At 70.0% G+C, this 20,692-nt stretch carries 15 protein-coding genes; 8 read left to right on the top strand and 7 right to left on the bottom strand.

From position 1 onward, the window contains the following. Window positions 1-65 precede the first annotated feature (65 nt). Together V6U90_RS06000 and V6U90_RS05995 are read left to right on the top strand one after the other, a co-directional pair. Window positions 66-857, top strand: a complete 792-nt coding sequence (locus V6U90_RS06000; protein WP_334431770.1) for a deoxyribonuclease IV — start codon at window positions 66-68, stop codon at window positions 855-857. Continuing rightward, window positions 854-2,947: a hypothetical protein gene (locus tag V6U90_RS05995; RefSeq protein ID WP_334431768.1), complete on the top strand. Its 2,094-nt coding sequence runs from the start codon at window positions 854-856 to the stop codon at window positions 2,945-2,947. Before V6U90_RS06000 ends, V6U90_RS05995 begins: the two co-directional genes overlap by 4 nt. A 19-nt stretch (window positions 2,948-2,966) precedes the next feature. Here V6U90_RS05995 and V6U90_RS05990 read toward each other — a convergent pair whose 3' ends face one another. The 3 genes from V6U90_RS05990 to V6U90_RS05980 form a co-directional block, all read right to left on the bottom strand. Continuing rightward, window positions 2,967-4,475 carry a glycosyltransferase family 87 protein gene (locus tag V6U90_RS05990; protein WP_334431764.1) on the bottom strand — a complete coding sequence of 503 codons (1,509 nt, stop codon included), beginning with the start codon at window positions 4,473-4,475 and terminating at the stop codon, window positions 2,967-2,969. A 126-nt stretch (window positions 4,476-4,601) separates the two neighbouring features. Beyond that, the gene (locus V6U90_RS05985) at window positions 4,602-7,415 is read right to left on the bottom strand and encodes a transglycosylase domain-containing protein (RefSeq protein WP_334431762.1); all 2,814 of its coding nucleotides are present in this window, start codon (window positions 7,413-7,415) and stop codon (window positions 4,602-4,604) included. Between the two features lie 198 nt (window positions 7,416-7,613). Beyond that, window positions 7,614-8,129, bottom strand: a complete 516-nt coding sequence (locus V6U90_RS05980; protein ID WP_334431760.1) for a DUF5318 domain-containing protein — start codon at window positions 8,127-8,129, stop codon at window positions 7,614-7,616. Window positions 8,130-8,304: 175 nt separating this feature from the next. Between V6U90_RS05980 and V6U90_RS05975 the strand changes: the two genes are divergently transcribed. Together V6U90_RS05975 and V6U90_RS05970 are read left to right on the top strand one after the other, a co-directional pair. Beyond that, window positions 8,305-8,943 (top strand): PadR family transcriptional regulator, encoded by a 639-nt coding sequence (locus tag V6U90_RS05975; protein ID WP_334431758.1) that lies wholly within the window; start codon window positions 8,305-8,307, stop codon window positions 8,941-8,943. Between the two features lie 23 nt (window positions 8,944-8,966). Continuing rightward, window positions 8,967-10,046 carry an inositol-3-phosphate synthase gene (locus tag V6U90_RS05970; RefSeq protein WP_334431756.1) on the top strand — a complete coding sequence of 360 codons (1,080 nt, stop codon included), beginning with the start codon at window positions 8,967-8,969 and terminating at the stop codon, window positions 10,044-10,046. A 140-nt stretch (window positions 10,047-10,186) separates the two neighbouring features. Here the strand turns inward: V6U90_RS05970 and V6U90_RS05965 are convergent, their stop codons facing one another. The 3 genes from V6U90_RS05965 to V6U90_RS05955 all read right to left on the bottom strand — a co-directional run bounded on the left by V6U90_RS05965 (window position 10,187) and on the right by V6U90_RS05955 (window position 12,597). Continuing rightward, on the bottom strand, window positions 10,187-10,981 hold the full coding sequence (locus V6U90_RS05965) for a hypothetical protein (RefSeq protein WP_334431754.1): 795 nt from the start codon (window positions 10,979-10,981) through the stop codon (window positions 10,187-10,189). Window positions 10,982-11,079: 98 nt separating this feature from the next. Further along, window positions 11,080-11,568 carry a methylated-DNA--[protein]-cysteine S-methyltransferase gene (locus V6U90_RS05960; RefSeq protein ID WP_334431752.1) on the bottom strand — a complete coding sequence of 163 codons (489 nt, stop codon included), beginning with the start codon at window positions 11,566-11,568 and terminating at the stop codon, window positions 11,080-11,082. A 117-nt stretch (window positions 11,569-11,685) separates the two neighbouring features. Next, window positions 11,686-12,597: an endonuclease domain-containing protein gene (locus tag V6U90_RS05955; RefSeq protein WP_334431750.1), complete on the bottom strand. Its 912-nt coding sequence runs from the start codon at window positions 12,595-12,597 to the stop codon at window positions 11,686-11,688. Window positions 12,598-12,863: 266 nt separating this feature from the next. Here V6U90_RS05955 and V6U90_RS05950 point away from each other — a divergent pair, with 266 nt between their 5' ends. After that, a complete protein-coding gene (locus V6U90_RS05950) occupies window positions 12,864-13,376 on the top strand; it encodes an NfeD family protein (RefSeq protein WP_334431748.1) in 513 nt (170 codons plus the stop codon). Between the two features lie 34 nt (window positions 13,377-13,410). Then, window positions 13,411-14,922 carry a flotillin family protein gene (locus V6U90_RS05945; protein ID WP_334431746.1) on the top strand — a complete coding sequence of 504 codons (1,512 nt, stop codon included), beginning with the start codon at window positions 13,411-13,413 and terminating at the stop codon, window positions 14,920-14,922. A gap of 60 nt (window positions 14,923-14,982) precedes the next feature. On the opposite strand, the gene V6U90_RS05940 is transcribed toward V6U90_RS05945, so the two are convergent. Beyond that, window positions 14,983-16,461, bottom strand: coding sequence for a CCA tRNA nucleotidyltransferase (locus tag V6U90_RS05940; protein ID WP_334431744.1), 1,479 nt, complete (start codon window positions 16,459-16,461; stop codon window positions 14,983-14,985). A 122-nt stretch (window positions 16,462-16,583) separates the two neighbouring features. On the opposite strand from V6U90_RS05940, the gene murJ reads away from it, so the two are divergent. Together murJ and V6U90_RS05930 are read left to right on the top strand one after the other, a co-directional pair. After that, entirely contained in the window at window positions 16,584-18,392 is a 1,809-nt protein-coding gene (murJ, locus tag V6U90_RS05935) for a murein biosynthesis integral membrane protein MurJ (RefSeq protein WP_334431741.1), read from the top strand. 653 nt (window positions 18,393-19,045) lie between these two features. After that, window positions 19,046-20,665: a protein kinase family protein gene (locus V6U90_RS05930; RefSeq protein WP_334431739.1), complete on the top strand. Its 1,620-nt coding sequence runs from the start codon at window positions 19,046-19,048 to the stop codon at window positions 20,663-20,665. Window positions 20,666-20,692 lie beyond the last annotated feature (27 nt).

Here is a 20,692-nt window from a genome sequence, read left to right as displayed (position 1 = left end):
GCCTGCCGCGCGCCGGGCGTGCTCCGTACCTCCGATGGTCGGGCCGGGGACGTAGGCTCGCGGGCATGCGCATCGGAGCCCACGTCGATTCAGCCGACCCGCTCGCCGAGGCGTCAGCCAGAGCGGCGGACGCCGTGCAGTTCTTCCTCTCCGACCCGAAGGGCTGGAAGGCGCCGCAGCCGAGGGGCGACGCGGACCGGCTGCGTGCCGCCGAGGTCGATGTCTACGTGCACGCGCCGTACGTGATAAACGTGGCGACGCCCAACAACCGGATCCGGATCCCCAGCCGGAAGCTGCTGGTCAGCCATGCCGCAGCCGCTGCGGAGATCGGGGCACGGGGCGTGATCGTGCACGGCGGGCACGTGAACGCCGGCGACGACCTGGCGGTCGGGTTCGACAACTGGCGCAAGACGTTCGCCTACGCGGCGGAGTCGGGTGGCTTCGCCACGCCGGTGCTCATCGAGAACACCGCCGGCGGCGAGAACGCCTGCGCCCGCCGACTGGACGCACTGGCCCGGCTCTGGGACGTGGTCGGCGAGTACGGGGCCGGGTTCTGCCTGGACACCTGCCACGCGCACGCCGGCGGCGAGGAACTGCTGGACCTGGTTGACCGGGTCAAGGCGATCACGGGACGGATCGACCTGGTGCACGCGAACAACTCCCGGGACGGGTTCGGTTCCGGCGCGGACCGGCACGACAACCTGGGCAGCGGCACGATCGATCCGGAGTTGCTGCTGGCGGTCGTCCGCGCCGCCGACGCCCCGGTGATCGTGGAGACTCCGGGCGGGGCGTCCGGGCAGGCGGCCGACATCGCCTTCCTGCGCGGCCAGACCGGCATCGGGGACCGGCTGGCATGACCACCGAGGAGAAGCCGGCCAGCCGTGACCTGGCCAAGGCGATACCGACCAGTCGTGACCTGGCCGAGGAGATGCCGGCCAGCCCGGAGGAGACCGGCCCGGCACCCACCGGCGACGGGGCCACCAGGGACGAGACCAGCAAGGACGAGACCAGCAAGGACAAAGCCGCAAAGAACGCGGCCACCAAAGACGCAGCCACCAAAGACGAGGCCGGCGAGAACGAGGCCACTGGAGACAAGACCGCCGACGACGAGGCCGCAGAGAACGCAGCCGCAAAGGACACGGCCACCAAGGACGCAGCCACCGATGCGGACCCGTGGGCGGCGTTCGCGCCCGCCCCCGAGCCGGTTCCGACCCGGCCGCGACGGGTCGCCCGGGCCGTAGGCCGTTTCCTGATCCACGAGTGGACCCTCGCCGTCGTCGGTGCGTTGGTCCTTGCGGCGCTGATGACCTGGCCCACCCTGCGCTACCCGCTCTACACGATCCCGCAGGACTACTGGGACCCGACCCTCCAGGCGTGGCAGGTGGCCTGGTCGGGGCACATCCTGCTGACCGATCCCAACCAGCTCTGGCAGGCCAACACCTTCTATCCGGAGCGGTGGAGCTTCGCCTTCTCCGACACCCTCCTCGGGTACGCGCCGGCCGGCATGATCGGCACCGGGCCCGAGGCCGCCATCCTGCGCTACAACATCCTTTTCGTACTCGCCCACGCCCTGGCCACGCTCGGGGCGTACGCGCTGGCCCGGCAACTCGGCGCGGGCCGGATCGGCGGTGCGGTGGCCGGGGTCAGCTTCGCGTACGCACCCTGGCTGCTCGCCCAGGCCGGTCACCTGCACGTGCTGTCCAACGGGGGCATCCCGCTGGCGCTGGCCATGCTGGCCCGGGGCCACGGCTACTCGTTCCGGTACGGCTACCGCCCCGCCCGCCGGCACGCTGGCTGGGCACTCGCCGGTTGGCTGGTCGCCGCCTGGCAGCTCAGCCTCGGATTCGGTATCGGTCTGCCGTTCGCCTACGTGCTCGGGCTGCTCACCATCGCAGCGGCGGTCACCTGGTACGTCCGGCGGGCCTTCTTCTGGGCCGTCCGGCGGCCGTTCGGGGTCCGGCTGCTGCTGGCCGACCTCTTCGGCGGGCTGGTCTTCGCGGCGGCCGGGGTGCTGCTGGCCATCCCCTACTTCAAGGTCACCGAGTTGCACCCGTACGCCCGGCGGACCCTGGGGGACATCGACATCTTCTCGCCCCCGGCGAGCGGATTCCTCACCGCTCCCGGCGAGTCCCGGATCTGGGGGTCACTGCACGAGGGCGCCCGGGCCGGGCTGCCCTGGTCCCCGGAGATGACCCTGCTCCCCGGCTTCGCGCTCTTGGCACTGGCCGCCGGTGGGCTGTTCTTCTCGGTCTGGAAGCTGCGGCACCGGTTGCTCCTGCTGGCCGGGGTGCTGGTGACCGGGATCCTCGCCATGGGCACCCGGTTCTTCGGCGGCACCTTCACCTACGTGCCGCTCTTCGAGCACCTGCCCGGCTGGGACGGGCTGCGTACCCCGGGCCGGCTGATGCTCTGGACGACCCTGCTGCTCGGCCTGCTCGCCGCTGGTGCGCTCACCGCCTTCGCGATGCGGGTACGGGAACTCGCCGCCGAGCGGATCCCGCCGTGGCCCGGCCCGTGGCTGCGCCTGGCCACCCTGCTGCCGCTGATGCTGGTGCTGGTCGAGGGGCTGAACACCACGCCGCATCCGGTGGTGCCGCAGCAGCCGGCCGCCATGCGGTCGGTGGAGGGCCCGCTGCTGGTGCTGCCGAGCAACCAGAGCCTCGACCAGCCGGTGATGCTCTGGACCACCAGCCGGTTCCAGGACGTCGTCAACGGTGGCAGCGGTTTCACCCCGCAGCAGCTCAACGACGTCCGCCGGGTAACCCAGTCGTTCCCCGACCCGACCAGCATCGAGTACCTGCGGACGCTCGGCGTACGCAACGTGGTGCTGCTGCGCGAACACCTGGGCGGTACGCCGTGGGAGGCCACGGTCAACCTGCCGGTGGACGGGATGGGCATCTCCCGCGAGGAGATCGGCCAGGCCGTGGTCTACCGACTGATGCCGTAACGCAGGGGAGGCGGGACGGTCAGGCCGGCACAGCGGCCGTCCCGTCCGGCACTGCTGCCGAGCGTCTCCGGACCAGCCAGGGGGCGTCCGGGGCGCCGTCGAGCACGCCGCCGTCCGGGTCGTCGGAGTAGGTGGCGCGTACCGCGTCCTGCGCGGGGTGCAGGATCTCCCGGATGACCAGTACGCAGAGGATGACCACGGTGGTCAGCCGGAGTGTGGCGGCCAGCACGAAGACGCCCTCCGGGAAGACCGGTTTGCCGGTCCCGGCGCCGAGCAGTTCGCCGTAGAAGGCGACGAAGTAGCAGACCTCGGCGAACTGCCAGGCGAGGAAGGCACCCCACTTCGGCCGAGCCAGCACGATGAGCGGCAGCAGCCAGAGGTTGAACTGTTGGGACCACACCTTGCTGAAGATCAGGAACGCGGCGACCACCAGGAAGGCGAGCTGGGCCACGCGGGGGCGACGGGGGGCGAGCCAGGCCAGAGCGGCCACCCCGAGGCAGGCCAGCCCGAACAGCGCGTACGACAGGTAGTTGAGGGTGGGGTCGACGTGCCCGTCGAGCCACTGGAACGGGCCCTGACTGCCCGGTTCACCGAAAATGTTGATCTTTCCGTCCAGGTACCGGCCGATGTACCAGAGCGTGCCCCAGTCGATGGGCCGGGTGGTGTTCAGCTCGAAGAACCGGTCCCAGTTCTCCCGGTACGGCAGCGCCACCGGCAGGTTCACCAGCACCACCGTCGCCGCCGCGGTGGCGAGCGCGGTCAGGGCGGCCCGGAGCTTGTTGGCGCGTACCGCCAGCACGAGGATCGGGCCGAGGATGAACAGCGGCCACATCTTGGCCGCGCCGGCTATGCCGAGCAGGATGCCGGCGGCGGCCGGTCGTCGACGGGCCCAGGCGTAGAGGCCGAAGGCGGCGAACCCGATCGCCAGCAGGTCCCAGTTGACGGTGGCGGTGACCACGAGTGCCGGGGAGAGCGCGAAGAGCGCCGCATCCCAGGGGCGCCGTCGCCGCAGGGACAGGATCACCGCGACCGTCGCCACCGCCAGCGCGGAGAGCACCAGGGCGTTGAGGTTGTAGAACCACATGCCCTGGTTGAGTTCGGGGCGGGTCTCGCCGAGGCTGTGCACGGGCAGGCCGAGCGCGCCCATGAAGTAGCCGGTCACCACCGGGTACTCGACCGGGTGGTCCCGGTAGGGGACCTTGCCCTCGTTGAGTCCTTCGGCGTAGTAGAGCGCCAGCACGTCGGTGTAGCAGAACCGGGTGTACTGGACGTTGTTCTGCCAGGCACCGTCCTGGCAGGGTGACTTCTGCACCCAGTGCAGGGCGAGGGTGAGGCAGACCAGGGCCAGCACGATCCGACTGGCGGTCCAGAACCGGCTCTCCCGACCGGCGGGCCGGTCGATGCCGACCGCGTGGTCGCCGAGCGGACCGCCGATCAGCTCGGCGGCACCTCGGACGAATCCGTCGGAGCGCGACGGATGGTCGGTCTTGTCAACCTCGTCGATGCCGGACGACGACTGCACGCTCATGAACAGGCATCCTGCCGTACCCGACGGCCCCGCGTCAGCCCTTCGGTGACGTGTCGCGTACGCCGGGAAACGCCAGCGGCGGCCGGACAGAGGTCCGGCCGCCGCTGGGGTGGATTTTCGGTCGGGTCAGTCGTCCCGGGTCGTGGCGGTCGGGGACGGCAGGAGACCACCACCGTCCCGGGTGCCGCCACCCGGCCCACCGTTACCAGGGCCCGGGGGGTTGCCCGGGTTGGGTCCGCCCGGGTTCTGGCAGATCGGCAGCAGCGGGTTCGGGCAGCCGGGCGGAAGCGGAGCCGTGGTCGGCGGCGGCGGTGGCAGTTCGCCGTTGCCGGAGTTCGGGTCGCCGATGTTCGCGGCCGGCGGAAACTCCTCCTTCTTCATCCCCTTGTGGGCTTCCTCCATGAAGCGTTCCCAGATGTCACCGGGCAGGTTCCCGCCGCTGATCTTTCGGCCGTCCTTCAGCTTGATCGCCTTCTGGGCCTTCTCGTTGCCGACCCAGACGGCGGCGGCGATCTGCGGGGTGTAGCCGATCATCCAGGCGTGCGCGTTGTCATCGCTCTTGGCGTTCAGCTCCCAGGTGCCGGTCTTGCTGGCCGCCTCCCGGCTGTTGGCCAGGGTGTGGTTGACCTGGTTTGGGTACTTCTTCAGTACCGAGGTCACGTCGGCCACCACGTCGGCCTTGATCACCCGTTTCGACTTGAGCTGCTCACCGGCGACCGGCTTCCACTTACCGGTGCCGGCCTCCTGCTTCTCGATCTTGATGACGAAGTGGGCCTTGTTGTAGACGCCGTTGTTGGCGAAGGTGGCCACCCCGTTGGCGTGGTCAAGCACGGTGATCGGGTACTGGCCGTAGGCGACCGGGTAGTCGAACGGGTCCCGGGTGAGGTCCTTGGCGCTCTTGGTGACCAGGTCGTAGGGCTTCTCGTCGTTGCCCCACATGGTGGTGACGCCGGCCCGCTTGGCCACGTCGACCACCTTGTCCGCGCCGATGTCCATCGCCATGTAATAGAACGGCACGTTGTACGACTTCAGCGTCGAGTGCTCCAGGGTGCAGGAGTCACCGCACGCCGGGTTGTCGTTGCCGGCGTTGCTGACCTTGTAGGTCACGCCCTCCGGGGTGAACGCCTTGCCCTTCCACAGGGACTGCAGCGACTTGCCCTGCTCCAGACCGGCGGCCAGGGTGTAGATCTTGAAGCTGGAGCCCGGCGGGTGACCGCCGTAGACCTTGCCGGCCGGGTCGGTGTTCTTCCCGGCGAAGTCGGTACCGGTGCCGTCGTCACCGCCGTAGTAGGCGAGCACCTGGCCGTTCTTCGGATTGACCGCGACCAGCGCGGCCATCAGGTTCGGGGGCTGGTCGGAGAGCTCCGAACCCTTGCTCTTGCGCTGCACCGTCTTGATCGCGGCGTTCTGAATCTTCGGATCGATGGTGGTGGTGATCCGGTAACCACCGTCCTGCAACGCGGTCTTGCAGCTCGGCTTCTTCTCGGTGATCTTCGCCGGGTCGTCGGTGCAGACGCCCAACTGCTTCATCTCGGCCTTGACGTAGTTGATCACGTTGCCGTTGGGCGTCTTGATCCCGTAGTCGATGCCGATGCCGCTGCTGGACTTCCTCAGCGTCTTGGTGGGGTACTCGGCCTTGGCCCGCTCCGCCGGGTCCAGCCAGCCCTTCTCGACCATGCCGTTGAGGACGTAGTTCCACCGGTTCTGCGCCTCGGGCAGGTTGATCTCCGGGTCGTAACCCTGGTGGCCGCCCTTCTGCGGGACCGGCTGCTTGATCAGCGCGGCCAGCACGGCAGCCTCGGACGGGGTCACCGCGCTCACCGGCTTGCTGAAGTACGTCTGGGCCGCCGCCTCGATGCCGTACGCACCCCGACCGAAGTAGATGATGTTGAGGTAGTACTCCATGATCTGGTCTTTGGTGTACTCGTCGTTCAACTTGGAGGCGAAGATCGCCTCCTTCACCTTCCGGCCGTACGTGTCGTCGTTGAGGCTGTCGTACGCGTTGCGGGCGTACTGCTGGGTGATGGTCGAGGCACCCTGCTTGCTGCCGCCGGTGAAGTTGTTCCACGCGGCCCGGGCGATGCCCTTGTAGTCGACACCCGAGTGGTCGTAGAAGTTCCGGTCCTCGGCGGCGGCCACCGCGTACTGCATGACCTTGGGGATCTGGTTGATCGTGACCAGCGTGCGGTTCTGCTCGCCGAGCTTCGCCAGCAGGTACTTGCCGTCGTTGGCGAGCATCGTGGAGGCCAGCGGCGTCTTGAGCTTGTTCGGCAGTACCACGTTGGTCGAGTAGTAGGTGAAACCGACCACACCGATCCCGGCGAGCATGATGAACACCGCGAAGCTGGCGATCAGGAGGTTGATCCGCCGACGCTTCTTCGACCGGCGGACCGCGTCCGGGTCGCCGGCACCGCGGCTCCGCCGACCGGGTCCGGTCGGGCCACCGGGCCCATTCGGTCCGCCACCACCGGGCGCACCCGGCGACACCGGGGAGACTGCGGCCCGGCCTGCGGTGGCCCGACCCACCTGGGCCCGGCCGCCCACCGCAGCGCTGCCGACGGACGCGGCCCCGACGGTGGCGCGGCCGGCGGGAGCCCCGCCTACCGACGCCCGACCGGCCGAGCCACCCACCGAGGCCCGACCGGCCGGTGCGGCACCACCGGGTGCCGGGGAGACCGGTACGCTCGCGCGACCGACCCGGGCCCGACCGGCCGATGCCGAACCGGCGGCCGGACCGGACGGTGGCGAGGCGGAGCCGCGCGGTGCGGGTGCCGAGCCGCCCACCCGGGCCGAACCGACCGAGGCACGACCGCTGGGCGCGGCACCCGGGGGTGCCGCCGGACGCCGGTAGGCGTCGTCCGCCCCCGCGCCGGGGTCACCGTTCGATCCGGGGATCTGGGCCCGCCCACGCGGAGCACTGGGATCGCCGTACGAGTTCATTCCTCACACCCTGCCGGTCGCGGCGGGGCGCAGTCGCGCCACCACCGGTTTGCCGTGAGCCAGGCCACACTGGGCCTGCATCCGTTCAATCATGGGCCTGAACCAGAACAACTGAGTGAAACAGACTAATCCGGTCTACGCGCGGACGAACGCCCCGGCCTCTGGCACGGTTGCCGGTACCGGCCGAGCGGAGTCCTCTCACCGTTGCGCCTCTCGCCTTCGCCGGGCCTGCCGGCCGGTCGTCGCCCGCCCGCGACCACCGGCGCCCGGGGCAGCCGGGCCGCCGTTCACCGCTGCGCCCGAACCGGCCGGGTCTCCGGCACCGGCCTCGTGGTCAACGGGGTCACCGGGCCAGTCCCGGCCGAGCAGGTACTGCTCGACGAGATGGTTCCAGTTACAACTGCGGCACACCTCCACCACGAAGACCTGGAACTCACGCAGTGTCATCGCCAGGACGGCCAACTCGCTCAGTGCCCGGGCCTGTCCGGCGGACTGCTTGAGTTCGTCGCCGTAAATGTAGTGGACGTGAGTGAGGTTCTCCTGCCGGCAGATCGGGCAGCGCTCCTCGGTCGGCTCGCCGTGGAACCGGGCAGCGTTCTTCAGGTAGGGGGACGCGTCACAGACCTCGTACGTGCCGATCCGTCCGGACTGGACCTCACGCAGCACCGACCGCCTCTGTAGCGAGTAGTCGACCACCTGGCGCTGCGTCCGCATGCCGGAAAGGGTACGCGGTCCGCCGGATCGAGGCGACCGCCGTAACGGGCTGTGACCTGCCGATTCCGATTTGGGGGTTTGCCCTGCTCCCGTCGAGGTATTAACGTGCGATGTATCGGTCCGATACATCGAGGCCGGGTTACCGGCTCGCAGCCGGGGTAAGGAAGGGGATGCGGTGCTTGAGCTCGCGGTCCTCGGCCTTCTCCAGGAGTCCCCGATGCACGGCTACGAGCTGCGTAAAGAGCTTACGGCCAAGCTGGGGGCGATCCGGGCGGCGATCAGTTACGGCTCGCTCTATCCGACCCTGCGCCGCCTCCAGGCAGCAGGCTGGATCGTCGAGGCCGCTGAGACGCCCGCAACGGCGGAGGAGGTTCCCGCACTGACCAGCCGGCGTGGCCGGGTGGTCTACAAAATCACCGCAGAGGGCAAGGAACGCTTCGCCGAGCTGATCGCACAGGCCGGGCCGGAGACCTACGACGACACCGGTTTCGGGGTGCACTTCGCGTTCTTCGCCCGGACCGACCAGGCGACCCGCCTCCGGATCCTGGAGGGCCGCCGCCGCAAGATCGAGGAACGCCGCGAGGGACTACGGGACGTGTTGGGCCGGGCTGCGGAGCGCCTCGACGCGTACACCCTCGAACTACAGCGCCATGGGCTCGACGCCTGCGAGCGCGAGGTCCGCTGGCTGGAGGAGCTCATCGCCAACGAGCGCTCCGGCCGGGCCCCGACGGTCCCGCCAACCGGGACGGCCGGCGGCCGACGAGAAGACAACAGCCCGTCTCCGCCTGGAGAGTCCAGGGAAGAGCGGCCGTGATGAAGAAGAAGGAGGCAAACGCGATGGGCTCCGTCCGCGTCGCCATCGTCGGTGTGGGGAACTGCGCCTCGTCCCTCGTTCAGGGCGTGGAGTACTACCGGAACGCCGACCCGAACGACCGCGTCCCGGGTCTCATGCACGTCACCTTCGGCGACTACCACGTATCGGACGTGGATTTTGTCGCGGCGTTCGACGTGGACGCCAAGAAGGTGGGCATGGACCTCGCGGAGGCGATCGTCGCCAGCGAGAACAACACCATCAAGCTCTGCGACGTGCCGCCGACCGGCCTCACCGTGCAGCGCGGCCCGACCTTCGACGGGCTGGGCCAGTACTACCGCGAGATCGTCCAGGAGTCGGACGTGACGCCGGTGGACGTGGCGCAGGCGCTGCGCGATGCGCAGGTCGACGTGGTCGTCTCGTACCTGCCGGTAGGTTCGGAGCAGGCCGACAAGTTCTACGCCCAGGCCGCCATCGACGCGGGCTGCGCCTTCGTCAACGCGCTGCCGGTCTTCATCGCCTCCGACCCGGTCTGGGCCCAGAAGTTCACCGACGCCGGGCTGCCGATCGTCGGTGACGACATCAAGAGCCAGGTCGGCGCGACCATCGTGCACCGCGCGTTGGCGAAGCTGTTCGAGGACCGCGGGGTCGAGCTGCTGCGCACGTACCAGCTCAACTTCGGCGGCAACATGGACTTCATGAACATGCTGGAGCGCAACCGGCTGGTCTCGAAGAAGATCTCGAAGACCCAGTCGGTCACCTCCCAGGTGCCGCACGAGATGGCCAAGAGCGACGTGCACATCGGCCCGTCGGACCACGTGCCGTGGCTCGACGACCGCAAGTGGGCGTACATCCGCCTGGAGGGCCGCTCCTTCGGCGACACCCCGCTGAACGCGGAGCTGAAGCTGGAGGTCTGGGACTCGCCGAACTCGGCCGGCGTCATCATCGACGCGGTCCGGGCCGCGAAGATCGCGCTGGACCGTAAGATCGGCGGCCCGATCCTGTCGGCCTCGTCGTACTTCATGAAGTCCCCGCCGGTGCAGTACGCCGACCACGACGCCCACCAGGCCGTGGAGGAGTTCATCAAGGGCGACATCGACCGCTGACGCGGTCACCACCAGCACCGCCGAGGGCCGGGTCCGCAGGGACCCGGCCCTTCGCGTCACATCACCACCCGCCGGTACGGCGACAGTCCGCCCCGCTGACCGTCACGGCTCTCAGTCGCCGCCGATGACCGTCGCGGCTCTCAGTCGCCACCGCCATGGAAGTCGCCGCCTGATCCGCCGGAGTCGCCACCGAGGTCCAGCAGTTCCGCGACATCCTCGACGTCCGGAGCGTCGCGCCGCTCTCCCGTGTCCCTGGCGCGTTGCTCGTCGCGGCTGGTGGGCAGGGGACGTGAGGGCTGCCGGGTCGCCTCCGACCAGCCCCGGATGTCGCGCACCGCGCGCAGCGAGGTCAGGACGACCAGGCCGGCCACGCCGGTCAGGCCGATCCAGAACAGTGTCCTGCGTAGTACCGGGTTCCGCGTGTCCGGATCGGACGAGCGGAACCAGTCGTGTGGATCAGTCCGGACCCGGACCTCGTCGCCGACGCGCAGGTCCCGATCGACCGTCACACGCAGCAGCCCCAGATCCTCGTCGGTCGCCGCCTCGCGGGCCCGGATCCACTGGTCGGTGCCCGGCACGTAGTTGCGGTCGCGGTCCTCCGTCACGGCCCCGACGACGACCTTCCCGAACCGCTCCTCGTACAGCGTCGGCAACCCGACCAGCAACGGAACGACGATGGCGAACAGGCAACCGACCAGCGGCACCATCCACCTCGGCTCCCCGGCCTCGTCCGGGCCCTCGCGGCACGACCACACAATCGACGGAATGGTGAAGACGGGAAGGAAGAGAACCGAGCCGAGGATCGGTGCCCAGAGCCGCTCGTGACCGAAGAGCACCCCCAGCAGGCCGCCCACGGCCAGACCGGCCGCCAGGGTCGCGACCAGCAGCAGGAACTGCTGCAACACCAGCCAGACAGGTCGCGCGTACCGCCTCATCGCGCCAGCGTAGGGATCCACCGCAATATCGAAGCATGTCATCGCATGTGGCAGTGCCGGGCCCGCACCGGGCGCTCCCGGGGCCCATCAGTCCGCAGTCACGACCAGGCACGTTGCAGGGCGACCCGGGCCTCCAGCTCCAGTAGCTGCACCTTGCGGGGCAGACCACCACCGAAGCCGACCAGTTTCCCGCCGGCCCCGACGATCCGGTGGCACGGCACGATCACCGGGATCGGGTTGCGGTTGCAGGCCACCCCGACCGCCCGGGCCGCCCCGGGGTCACCGACCGCCTTCGCCACGTCGCCGTAGGTGCGGGTCTCGCCGTACGGAATCAGGGTCATCTGCCGCCAGACGGCCCGCTCGAAGTCCGACCCCCGGCGGACCGAGAGCGGCACGGTGAAGTCGGTCAGCTCGCCCGCGAAGTACGCCCGCAGCTCGGCGAGGACGGCTACCAGCCGGGGGTCGTCCACGACGTCAGCGGCGTCGACGGCCGCGTCGACCGCACCGAAGTGCACCCCGCAGACCCCGACATCGTCCACGCCGACAGAGAGATCACCGATCGGGGAGTCGACCACGGTCCAGCGCATCGCCCCATTCTTCCCCAGCCACGTCCCGCCTCTCTTCGGCCAGTACGTCGAGCAGGTCACTGGTCTACCCCGGCGCCAACTGGACGGCCTTCCTCGCCGGCATGCGGCAGGGCCGGTTCACCCCGCCCGCCTGACCTGGCGCTGCCGCGAGCCGAGCGCGACCCGGATCTCGGCCAGTACGCCGTCGAAGTCCTCGGCGAGCCGTGTCGAGGTGACGTGCAGGATGATCCAGTCCTCGCCGAGCAGCCGGTTGAGCCGTCGCCGGTCCCGGTGGAACTGCTCGGGGTCACGGTGCCACAGGCCGTCGTACTCGACTGCCACCTTGTAGTCGGGCCACGCCAGATCGAGCCGGGCAACGAACCGGCCGTCCCGCTCCACGACGTGCTGGGTCACCGGCCTCGGCAGTCCGCCCTGCACCAGCCGTACCCGAAGCCGGGACTCCTGCGGCGACTCGGCGCCGGCATCAGCGAGGTCCACCGCGCGAAGCATGAGCCGCCAGCCCCGCTGACCGGCCCGGCTCAACGCGTAGTCCCGCAGCGCCTTTCGGGTGGTCACCCGGCGGGCGAGCATCGCGTCGATCACCACGACCGCCTCCACCACGTCGAGCCACCGGGCCAGATCCCAGCAGGTCCGGGCCGGTGAGGTGACTGGTATGCCGTTGTGGTCAATTAGGTCACCGGGGGCCACCTCCGCGGTGTGTACCCGCAGTCCCTTCGTGGGGCTGAGGCGCGTGTCGGCGGGAACCAGCACCTCGATCGGTTCCTGAGGGTCAGCCCGGACCACGCCGTAGCGGGCTGCCGCCGTACGACCCGCGATGGCGGCCCCGGGTGGCAGCAGCCATCGGGCGACGGCAGCGCACCGGGTCAGGTGGGTGATGGTCACCTGCACGTCGGCGTAGATGTCCTGGAAGAGGCGCTGCCATGCGGAGCTGCGCAGCTCGTCGCGGGTGAGTAGTCCATGCGCGACGGCCCATGAGCCACGAAAGACGCGACCACGCAGCTCATCCGGTCGTCGAGGAGGCAGTGGCATGCCCCGCAGCATGTGCGATGAGCAGCGCTCCGGTAACCCCCTGTGGATAACTTCGGCTTCAAGATCACGCTACTTACCGGAAGTAGGGGCCTGGGATCGACCATGACTGCCCTACTTACGCGAAGTAGCGCGATCTTGGTTCAGAGCAGCGCAATCGCGTACCTGTCAACCGCCGGCCGGAACATGATCCCGGCCAGCCACCCGGCCCGGGCGGAAGCGCTGGTCGGGCGAGTTCCGACGTTGCCGGGGGACGATACGGTGCAGGCGTGGCTACGGGGACGCTGATCTTCCTCATCATCGGCGGGGTGGGTGTCGTGGTGCTCACCCTCGCCCTGCTCGGCGCCGAGTTGCTCCACTTCGCCCATCCGGACGCCGACGGACCGGTCCCGCTGGAGGTGGCGGCCGGGTTCACCGGCGCGTTAGGGTTCGGCGCGGCGATCGCCAACGAACTGATCGGTGGCGGCAGCCCGGGCAGCATCGCCCTGGCTGCCGGCATCGGGGTGCTCGCCGCCGTGCCGACGGCCTGGCTCGCCGCGAAGCTGAGCCGGGCCGCCCGGGACATGCGTACCGACCCCACCCCCACCCGTAGCGACCTGGTCGGCTCGCTCGGCGTGGTGGTCACCCCGATCCCTGCCAACGGCTACGGCGAGGTGCGGGTACGCGTCGCCGGCCAGCCGGTGAAGCTCAACGCCCGCGCCGACCGGCCCATCCCGACCGGCACGCAGGTGTTCGTCGTCGACGCCCCCAGCGACACCAGCGTGCACGTCGAGACGTACTGACCAACTACTACAAGAAAACCGGAAACGGGGTCACATGCCACTGCTCATCGCCATCGGCGGCGCGGTACTCCTCCTGATCATCCTGGTCATGTTCGTGCTCTCCCGGATCAAGGTCGCCGGGCCGAACGAGGCGTTCATCGTCACCGGCCGCAAGGGGCGTACCACCCAGACCGCCGAGGGGATCCGCTCCACCGACACGTCCGGCCAGAAGGTCGTTCTCGGCGCGTCCGTCTTCGTCCTGCCGGTGGTGCAGAAACTTCAGACCCTCGACCTGTCCAGCCGTCGGATCCACGTCGAGATCCAGGGCGCGGTGAGCAAGCAGGGCATCCGGGCGAAGCTCCAGGGCGTCGCGATCGTCAAGGTCGGTGGCACCGAGGACGCGATCCGGGCCGCCGCCCAGCGCTTCCTGCACCAGCAGGCCGAGATCGACGAGTTCACCCGGGAGGTGCTGGCCGGTGCGCTTCGCTCGATCGTCGGCCGGCTCACCATCGAGGAGATCATCCGGGACCGGGCGGCCTTCGCCAGCGCGGTCGCCGAGGAGGCCGAGCACTCGATGACCAACCAGGGGCTGGTGCTCGACACCTTCCAGCTCCAGGACATCATTGCCGAGGGGTCGTACCTCCAGGACCTCGGCCGGCCCGAGGCGGCCCGGGTGGTCAAGGACGCGGCGATCGCCGAGGCCCGCGCCCGGCAGGCCGCCGAGCAGGAACGACTGCTCGCCGAGGAGAAGATCGCCGAGGCAAACCGCAACCTCGCCCTCAAGCAGGCCGGCATCCAGGCCGAGATCGACGCCGCGAAGGCCAAGTCGGCGGCGGCCGGTCCGCTCGCCCAGGCCGAACGGGACCAGGCGATCCTCACCGAGCAGCAGAAGGTGGCCGAGCGCAACGCCGAACTCAAGCAGCGCCAGCTCGACACCGAGGTCCGCAAGCCGGCCGACGCGGCCCGGTACAAGGTGGAGCAGGAGGCCGAGGCGGCCCGTAACGCGGCCGTGCTGAACGCCGACGCGCAGCGGCAGGCCACCATCGCCGCCGCGCAGGCCGCCGCCGAGCAGGCGCGGCTCACCGGTGAGGGCGAGCGGGCCCGGCGGGCGGCGCTGGCCGAGGCGAACGCGATCGAGGGTGCCAAGGAGGGTGAGGCCGAGCAGCGTCGGCGTACCGCGATCGCGGATGCTGTCGAGCGCGAAGGTCAGGCGGAGGCCGCCGCGATCCTGGCCCGGGGGCAGGCCGAGGCGGAGGCGATGGCCCGCAAGGCCGAGGCGTTCGCCGCGTACGGCGAGGCGGCCGTGCTCGACCTGCTGGTGAAGGTGCTGCCGCAGGTGGTCGAGGCGGCCAGTGCGCCGATGAGCGCGATCGACAAGATGACCGTCATCTCCACCGACGGCGCGTCGTCGCTGACGAAGTCGGTGGCGAGCAACGTCGCGCAGGGGCTCCAGCTCGGTACCGACCTGACCGGGATCGACCTGCCCGCCCTGTTGGCCCGGCTCGGTGGCGCAACCGCGGTGAACAGCTCCGACAACGGTAGGTCGGCTGCGGAGATCACCAAGTAGCAGAAGCAGAAACGCAGAAGCGCCGCCCCGGTCGACCGGGGCGGCGCTTCTGCTTGTCCGTCAGTTGACGATGCCCTCGGCTCGGGCCCAGCGCAGCAGCTCGGCCTCCGCCTCGTCCCGGTCCAGCGGGCCACGCTCCAGGCGTACGTCCTTGAGGTGTTTCCAGGCCCGGCCGACGATCGGTCCGGGCGGTACGCCGAGCAGCTCCATGATCGCGTTGCCGTCCAGGTCCGGGCGGACCCGGGCCAGGTCCTCCTCGGCGGCGATCCGGGAGATCCGCTGCTCCAGCGCGTCGTAGTCGGCCGCGAGCGCGGCGGCCTTACGCCGGTTACGGGTGGTGCAGTCCGACCGGGTCAGCTTGTGCAGCCGGGAAAGCAGGTCACCGGCGTCGGTGACGTACCGCCGCACCGCCGAGTCGGTCCACTCGCCCCGGCCGTACCCGTAGAACCGCAGGTGCAGCCCGACCAGCGCGACCACCTGCGAGGTGACGTCCTTGGGGAAACGCATCGCCTTCATCCGCTGCTTGGTCAGCCGGGCACCGACCACCTCGTGGTGGTGGAAGCTGACCCGCCCGTCGGAGCCGACCGCCTTGGTCGCGGGCTTGCCCACGTCGTGCATCAGCGCGGCCATCCGGAGGATGAAGTCGGGGCCGTTCTCCTCCATCGAGACCGCGTTGCTGACCACGGTGAGGGTGTGCTCGTAGACGTCCTTATGCTGGGCGTGCTCGTCGATCTCCAGCTTGAGTCCGGAGAGTTCGGGCAGGAACCGGTCGGCGAGGCCGGTGTCGACCAGCAGCCGCAGCCCGGTGATCGGGTCCGCGCCGCAGAGCAGCTTGGTGAACTCGTCGCGGATCCGCTCGGCGGTGATCCGGTCCAGGTCGGCGGCCATCCGTTCCATCGCCGCCCGGACGTCCGGGTGCACGGCGAAGCGGAGCTGGGCGGCGAACCGGGCCGCACGGAGCATCCGCAACGGGTCGTCGCCGAAGGACTCCCGGGGGGTGCCCGGGGTACGGATCAACCGGGCGGCCAGGTCGGCCAGCCCGCCGTACGGGTCGGTGAACCGGTGGTCGGGAAGGCTGACCGCCATCGCGTTGACGGTGAAGTCGCGGCGCTTCAGATCGTCGGTCAGGTTGGTGCCGTACTCGACGACCGGGTTCCGGCTGACCTGGTCGTACGCCTCGGCACGGAAGGTGGTGATCTCCAGCCGGAGCCCGTCGCGCAGGGCCCCGATGGTGCCGAACTCCCGCCCGGTCTCCCAGATCGACTCGGCCCAGCCCTTGATGATCCGAAGGGTCTGGTCGGGATGGGCGTCGGTACAGAAGTCGAGGTCGTCACCGAGTCGACCAAGCAGGGCGTCGCGTACCGAACCGCCCACGAGGTGCAGTTCGTGGCCGGCGCGGGCGAACCGGCGGCCCAGTTCGCCGGCGACCGGTGAGACGCGGAGCAGTTCGGCGACGGCGTTGCGCTGCGCGGCGGTGAGTTCGCGGCGGCTCGACGACAGCGAACTGTCGGCGGCGCTGGGCGTGGAGGCTTCGGACATGGGAACGCCAGACTATCTGGCCACCCGGGGCCCCGGCCGGGCGGGCAGGTAGGCGGAGGTTGACTAAGGTCTCCAGATGTGCGGGCCGGGTTCCGGCCCGGGTGTACCCCTTGGGAGGCTCGATGGGCGGCGGCCTGTACCGCAGCGCGAACGCGCAGGGCGGCGGCGAGCCGCCCCGGGACGGGGCGACCTACATCTCCGCCGAGCCGCCGCATCGGCAGCCGGGAGCGGAAGCCGGCTACCCGGCGGACGGCAGGTTCATCGCGGCGGAACCGCTCAACCAGCCCGCGATGGAGTCGACGGCGCCGCCACAGGAGCAGGTCGCGGAGGGCAGCGCCGCCGCGAACAGCGCGGTCATGGCGATCGGCAGCCTGGTCAGCCGGGGTACCGGCTTCCTGCGTACGTTGATGCTCACCGCCGCCCTGGGTGGTCTGCTGGTCGGTGACGCGTACACCACCGCGCAGATCCTGCCGGGGATGGTCTACGAGTTCCTGCTCGGCGGTGTCCTGACCAGCGTGCTGATCCCGGTGCTGGTCCGCCGCCGCAAGACCGACCCGGACCGGGGCCAGGCGTACACGCAGCGGCTGCTCACCCTGGCGGTGCTCACCCTCGCCGCCGCCGCCCTGCTCGCGGTGGCCGCCGCCGTGCCGCTGACCTGGCTGTACGCCAGTGACGACTCCAGTGCCACATACCAGGAGCTGGTCACCAAGCTTTCCTACCTGATGCTGCCGATGATCTTCTTCACCGGCCTCAGTGCGCTGGTCAGCGCGGTGCTGAACACCCGGGGACACTTCGCCGCCCCGATGTGGGCGCCGATCCTGAACAACCTGGTGGTGATCGGCACCGCCGGGCTCTACATCGCGATCTTCGGCGCGAAGATCGTCCCGCCGGAGGAGATGACCACCGGCCGGATCCTGCTGATCGGTGGCGGCACGCTGCTCGGGGTGGCGATCCAGGCCGCCGGTCTGCTGCCGGCGTTGCGCAAGGTCGGGTTCCGGTGGCGGTTCCGCTTCGACTTCGGCCAGCTCGGCCTGGCCGAGCTGGCCCGGCTCGGCGGCTGGATGTTCTGCTACGTCGCGGTCAGCCAGCTCGGCCTGATCGTGCTGTTCAACCTGCTGAACCGGGCCGGCAAGGAGAACGCCGCCGGACCGCTGATCTACAACAACGTCTTCCTGCTGCTGATGATGGCGCACGGCATCATCGCGGTGTCGATCATCACGGCGCTGATGCCCCGGATGAGCGCCGCCGCCGCCGACGGCCGGTACGCCGACGTCGCCGCCGACCTGTCCCGGGGTACCCGGATGGTCACGGCGGTGCTCGCCCCGATCGCGGTCTGCTACGCGGTCCTCGCCGGCCCGCTCTCGGTGGTCCTGTTCAAGTACGGCGCATTCACCGAGGAGAACGCGCTGTCCACCTCGCTGGTACTGCTGGCCGCCGCGATCGGTCTGGTGCCCTTCGCGATCAGCCAGCTCTTCACGTTCGCCTTCTACGCCCTACCGGACACCCGGACCCCGGCGCTGATCAACATTCCGGTGGTCGGCTTGCGGGTACTGGTGCAGATCGGTCTCTTCGCCGCCTTCTCCGCGACCTTCGCCGCCTCCGGCATGATGATCGGCAACGCGGTCTCCTACGTCGCCGCCGCCGTCCTCTCCGCCTGGCTGCTACGCGGTCGGGTGGGCCGGATCGGTCTCGGTCAGATCATGGCGACCATGGGCAAGGTGCTCCTCGCCGCGTTCGGCGCCGCGCTGGTCGGCCTGCTGGTGGTGAACCTGCTCCCCGGTGACGCCACACCGGGCCGGTTGGAGGCGATCGTCCGGCTGGTGGTCGGTGGGGCGGCGATCGGCGGGACCTACCTCGGGCTGGCGATGCTGCTGCGGATCCGGGAGATCACCGAGGTGGTCGGGATGGTCCGGCGCAAGCTCGGCCGCTGAGTGGTGACCCCGGCGCCGCCGGTACGGCCGGTGGGAGTCGACGCCGGTACCGGTCGTGGTCGGTAACCCCCGGCCGGTGGCCTCGTTTGTTCCTGACGGAAGCCCGCTCCGAACGCCCGGTGGGTCGCCGACCCGTTCGTCACCGAGGCCGCCCGGCACCCGGCAGCCACCCCGAGCTGCGGTGATGACCACCGGCGACGACTCCGGCACCCTGGGGATCGACCTGTGGATAACCCGTCGATCCGGCTGCTCAGTAGGGTTTCCACCTGTGGATAACCGGTGTGGTGACCGCGGATGACCGGGCCGGTGACGCAGGCATGATCCGCCCGTCCGGGGGAACCCGCGCCGGGAGACGAACCGACCGGCACCGACGGCACCTGTCACCGAGGAAGGCACGAACCGGGGGGCGGGTCCTCCGACAGTTACTTGATTCCAACCTCTAGATTGGCTAGCGCTCGGACCGGCGACGCGACTGACACCAGGCGCATCCGGAGCGTGACCCAGATCCGGCAGCGGGTCCGGGTCAGGCAGCAAGATGACATGTCGGGGATTCGTCCCACCCGGGTAAGGTCGCTCTCGACGGATCCAACGAGCGCTTACGCTGTGGGTCGGCATCCAGGGGCCGGTTCCTTCGACGGCAGAGCGGGAAGCCAATGCACAGCAGCGCGGCTCCATCGATTGACACGATCACCGAGGGAGGACTGGTGACCCAGGTCGGCGAAGGTCAGGAGGCGGAAGAAAGTGCTCCGCCGGTCATGACCTTCGGTGCTCCCAAGGTCGGTGAGATCCTCGCCGAACGGTACGAGCTGGCTGAGCACATCAACGACGACAGCGCCGGCCGACAGGTCTGGCGGGGGGTCGACGTCGTACTGCGCCGTCCGGTGGCGGTGGTGCTGCGCTATCCCGGTGGTGACTCGGCCACCGAGATGTTGCAGGCAGCCGTCGCCGCCAGCCGGGTGATCCACCCGAACCTGGTCGGCGTCTACGACGCGATCGACGAAAGTGAGCGGGCCTACGTGGTCCGCGAGTGGATCGACGGTCGGTCGCTGCGCGAGGTGGTGGCCGTGGAGGGCGCACTCGACCCGGCCCGAGCCACTGCGGTCGGGCACGCGGTGGCCGGGGCGCTCGCCGCCGTACACGCCACCGGGATGGTGCACGGCAACGTGCACCCGGGCACCGTCATGATCAGCGACGAGGGCCGGGTGGTCCTTGCGGACGCCCGTTCGGACGGCGCGGACACCCCCGAGACCGACATCCGGGCGGTCGGCGGCGTGCTCTACTTCGCGTTGACCGGGCACTGGCCGCACGCCGAGGCGCCGATGCTGGGGGCCACCGCCGGGCAGGGCCGGGCCGCCCTCAGCGACGCGGTCCGGGACGCGAGCGGAGCGATCGCCGCACCCCGGCAGGTCCGGGCAGGTGTGCCGGCCTACCTGGACGACCTGACCATGGACCTGCTCGACGGTCAGCTTCCGCTGCCGTCGTCCGACGTACTCGCCGCCGAGCTGGGCCGGCTCGACGTGCCGGCCGAGGAGCAGTATCTCGACAACACCGGGCCGCTTCGGTTCGCCGCCGCCCCGGACGACGAGGGTTCACCGCTGGTCCCCGCCGTCGGTGGCCGGAAGGTGGCCATCGGCATCGCCGGGCTGCTCACCGTCGCGCTGGTCGGTCTGCTGATCGGGATCAGCGTGCTGCGCGGTGGTGACGACGACCAGCAGCAGGTTCCGGCAGCCCAGCCCGGGGTCACTGCGTCGCCGACCGGGGCCGCCGCGCCGGCCGCCGGTGCGGTGAAGAAGATCGAGATCGGCCCCGACCAGGTACGGGTGATCGACCCGGACGGCAAGAAGCGGGACGAGTTCGGCGGTATCGAGAAGGTCGTCGACGGGAACACCGACGAGGGCTGGGACACCGACGGATACACCCGGGCCAACTTCGGCAACCTGAAGCGCGGCATGGGGATCCTGATCGATCTCAAGGAGCCCCGTACGGTCAAGTCGGTGACGGTCGCGCTCAACACGTCCGGTGCCTCGGCGCAGCTGATGGCGGGCAGCATCAACCCGCCGCCCACGTCGGCCGGTGACAAGCAGCTCCTCACCGAGTTCAGCAAGAACCCGATCGGCGAGCCGTACGAGAAGGCCGGCAGCACGATCGTCTTCGACGCCTTCCAGGTCGACCAGAAGTACCAGTACCTGCTGTTGTGGATCACCGAGCTGCCCGCCGTCGACTCGGGCAAGTACAAGATCGGGGTCCAGGAGATCACGGTCCAGGGGCAGTGAACGGACGTCGCCCGGGTACCAGCCGCC

Origin of the sequence: Micromonospora sp. CPCC 206060, assembly GCF_036906895.1 — a bacterium.
Lineage (GTDB): Bacteria > Actinomycetota > Actinomycetes > Mycobacteriales > Micromonosporaceae > Micromonospora.
The sequence above is the reverse complement of the archived record's forward strand: the minus strand, read 5'-3'. Positions and strand labels throughout refer to the sequence as shown.

Excerpts from the sequence above, each read along its gene's own strand:
- V6U90_RS06000 (WP_334431770.1), top strand. The coding sequence starts at position 66 with ATGCGCATCGGAGCCCACGTCGATTCAGCCGACCCGCTCGCCGAGGCG.
- V6U90_RS05995 (WP_334431768.1), top strand. The coding sequence starts at position 854 with ATGACCACCGAGGAGAAGCCGGCCAGCCGTGACCTGGCCAAGGCGATA.
- V6U90_RS05990 (WP_334431764.1), bottom strand. The coding sequence starts at position 4,475 with ATGAGCGTGCAGTCGTCGTCCGGCATCGACGAGGTTGACAAGACCGAC.
- V6U90_RS05985 (WP_334431762.1), bottom strand. The coding sequence starts at position 7,415 with ATGAACTCGTACGGCGATCCCAGTGCTCCGCGTGGGCGGGCCCAGATC.
- V6U90_RS05980 (WP_334431760.1), bottom strand. The coding sequence starts at position 8,129 with ATGCGGACGCAGCGCCAGGTGGTCGACTACTCGCTACAGAGGCGGTCG.
- V6U90_RS05970 (WP_334431756.1), top strand. The coding sequence starts at position 8,967 with ATGGGCTCCGTCCGCGTCGCCATCGTCGGTGTGGGGAACTGCGCCTCG.
- V6U90_RS05965 (WP_334431754.1), bottom strand. The coding sequence starts at position 10,981 with ATGAGGCGGTACGCGCGACCTGTCTGGCTGGTGTTGCAGCAGTTCCTG.
- V6U90_RS05960 (WP_334431752.1), bottom strand. The coding sequence starts at position 11,568 with ATGCGCTGGACCGTGGTCGACTCCCCGATCGGTGATCTCTCTGTCGGC.
- V6U90_RS05955 (WP_334431750.1), bottom strand. The coding sequence starts at position 12,597 with ATGCCACTGCCTCCTCGACGACCGGATGAGCTGCGTGGTCGCGTCTTT.
- V6U90_RS05945 (WP_334431746.1), top strand. The coding sequence starts at position 13,411 with ATGCCACTGCTCATCGCCATCGGCGGCGCGGTACTCCTCCTGATCATC.
- V6U90_RS05940 (WP_334431744.1), bottom strand. The coding sequence starts at position 16,461 with ATGTCCGAAGCCTCCACGCCCAGCGCCGCCGACAGTTCGCTGTCGTCG.
- murJ (WP_334431741.1), top strand. The coding sequence starts at position 16,584 with ATGGGCGGCGGCCTGTACCGCAGCGCGAACGCGCAGGGCGGCGGCGAG.
- V6U90_RS05930 (WP_334431739.1), top strand. The coding sequence starts at position 19,046 with ATGCACAGCAGCGCGGCTCCATCGATTGACACGATCACCGAGGGAGGA.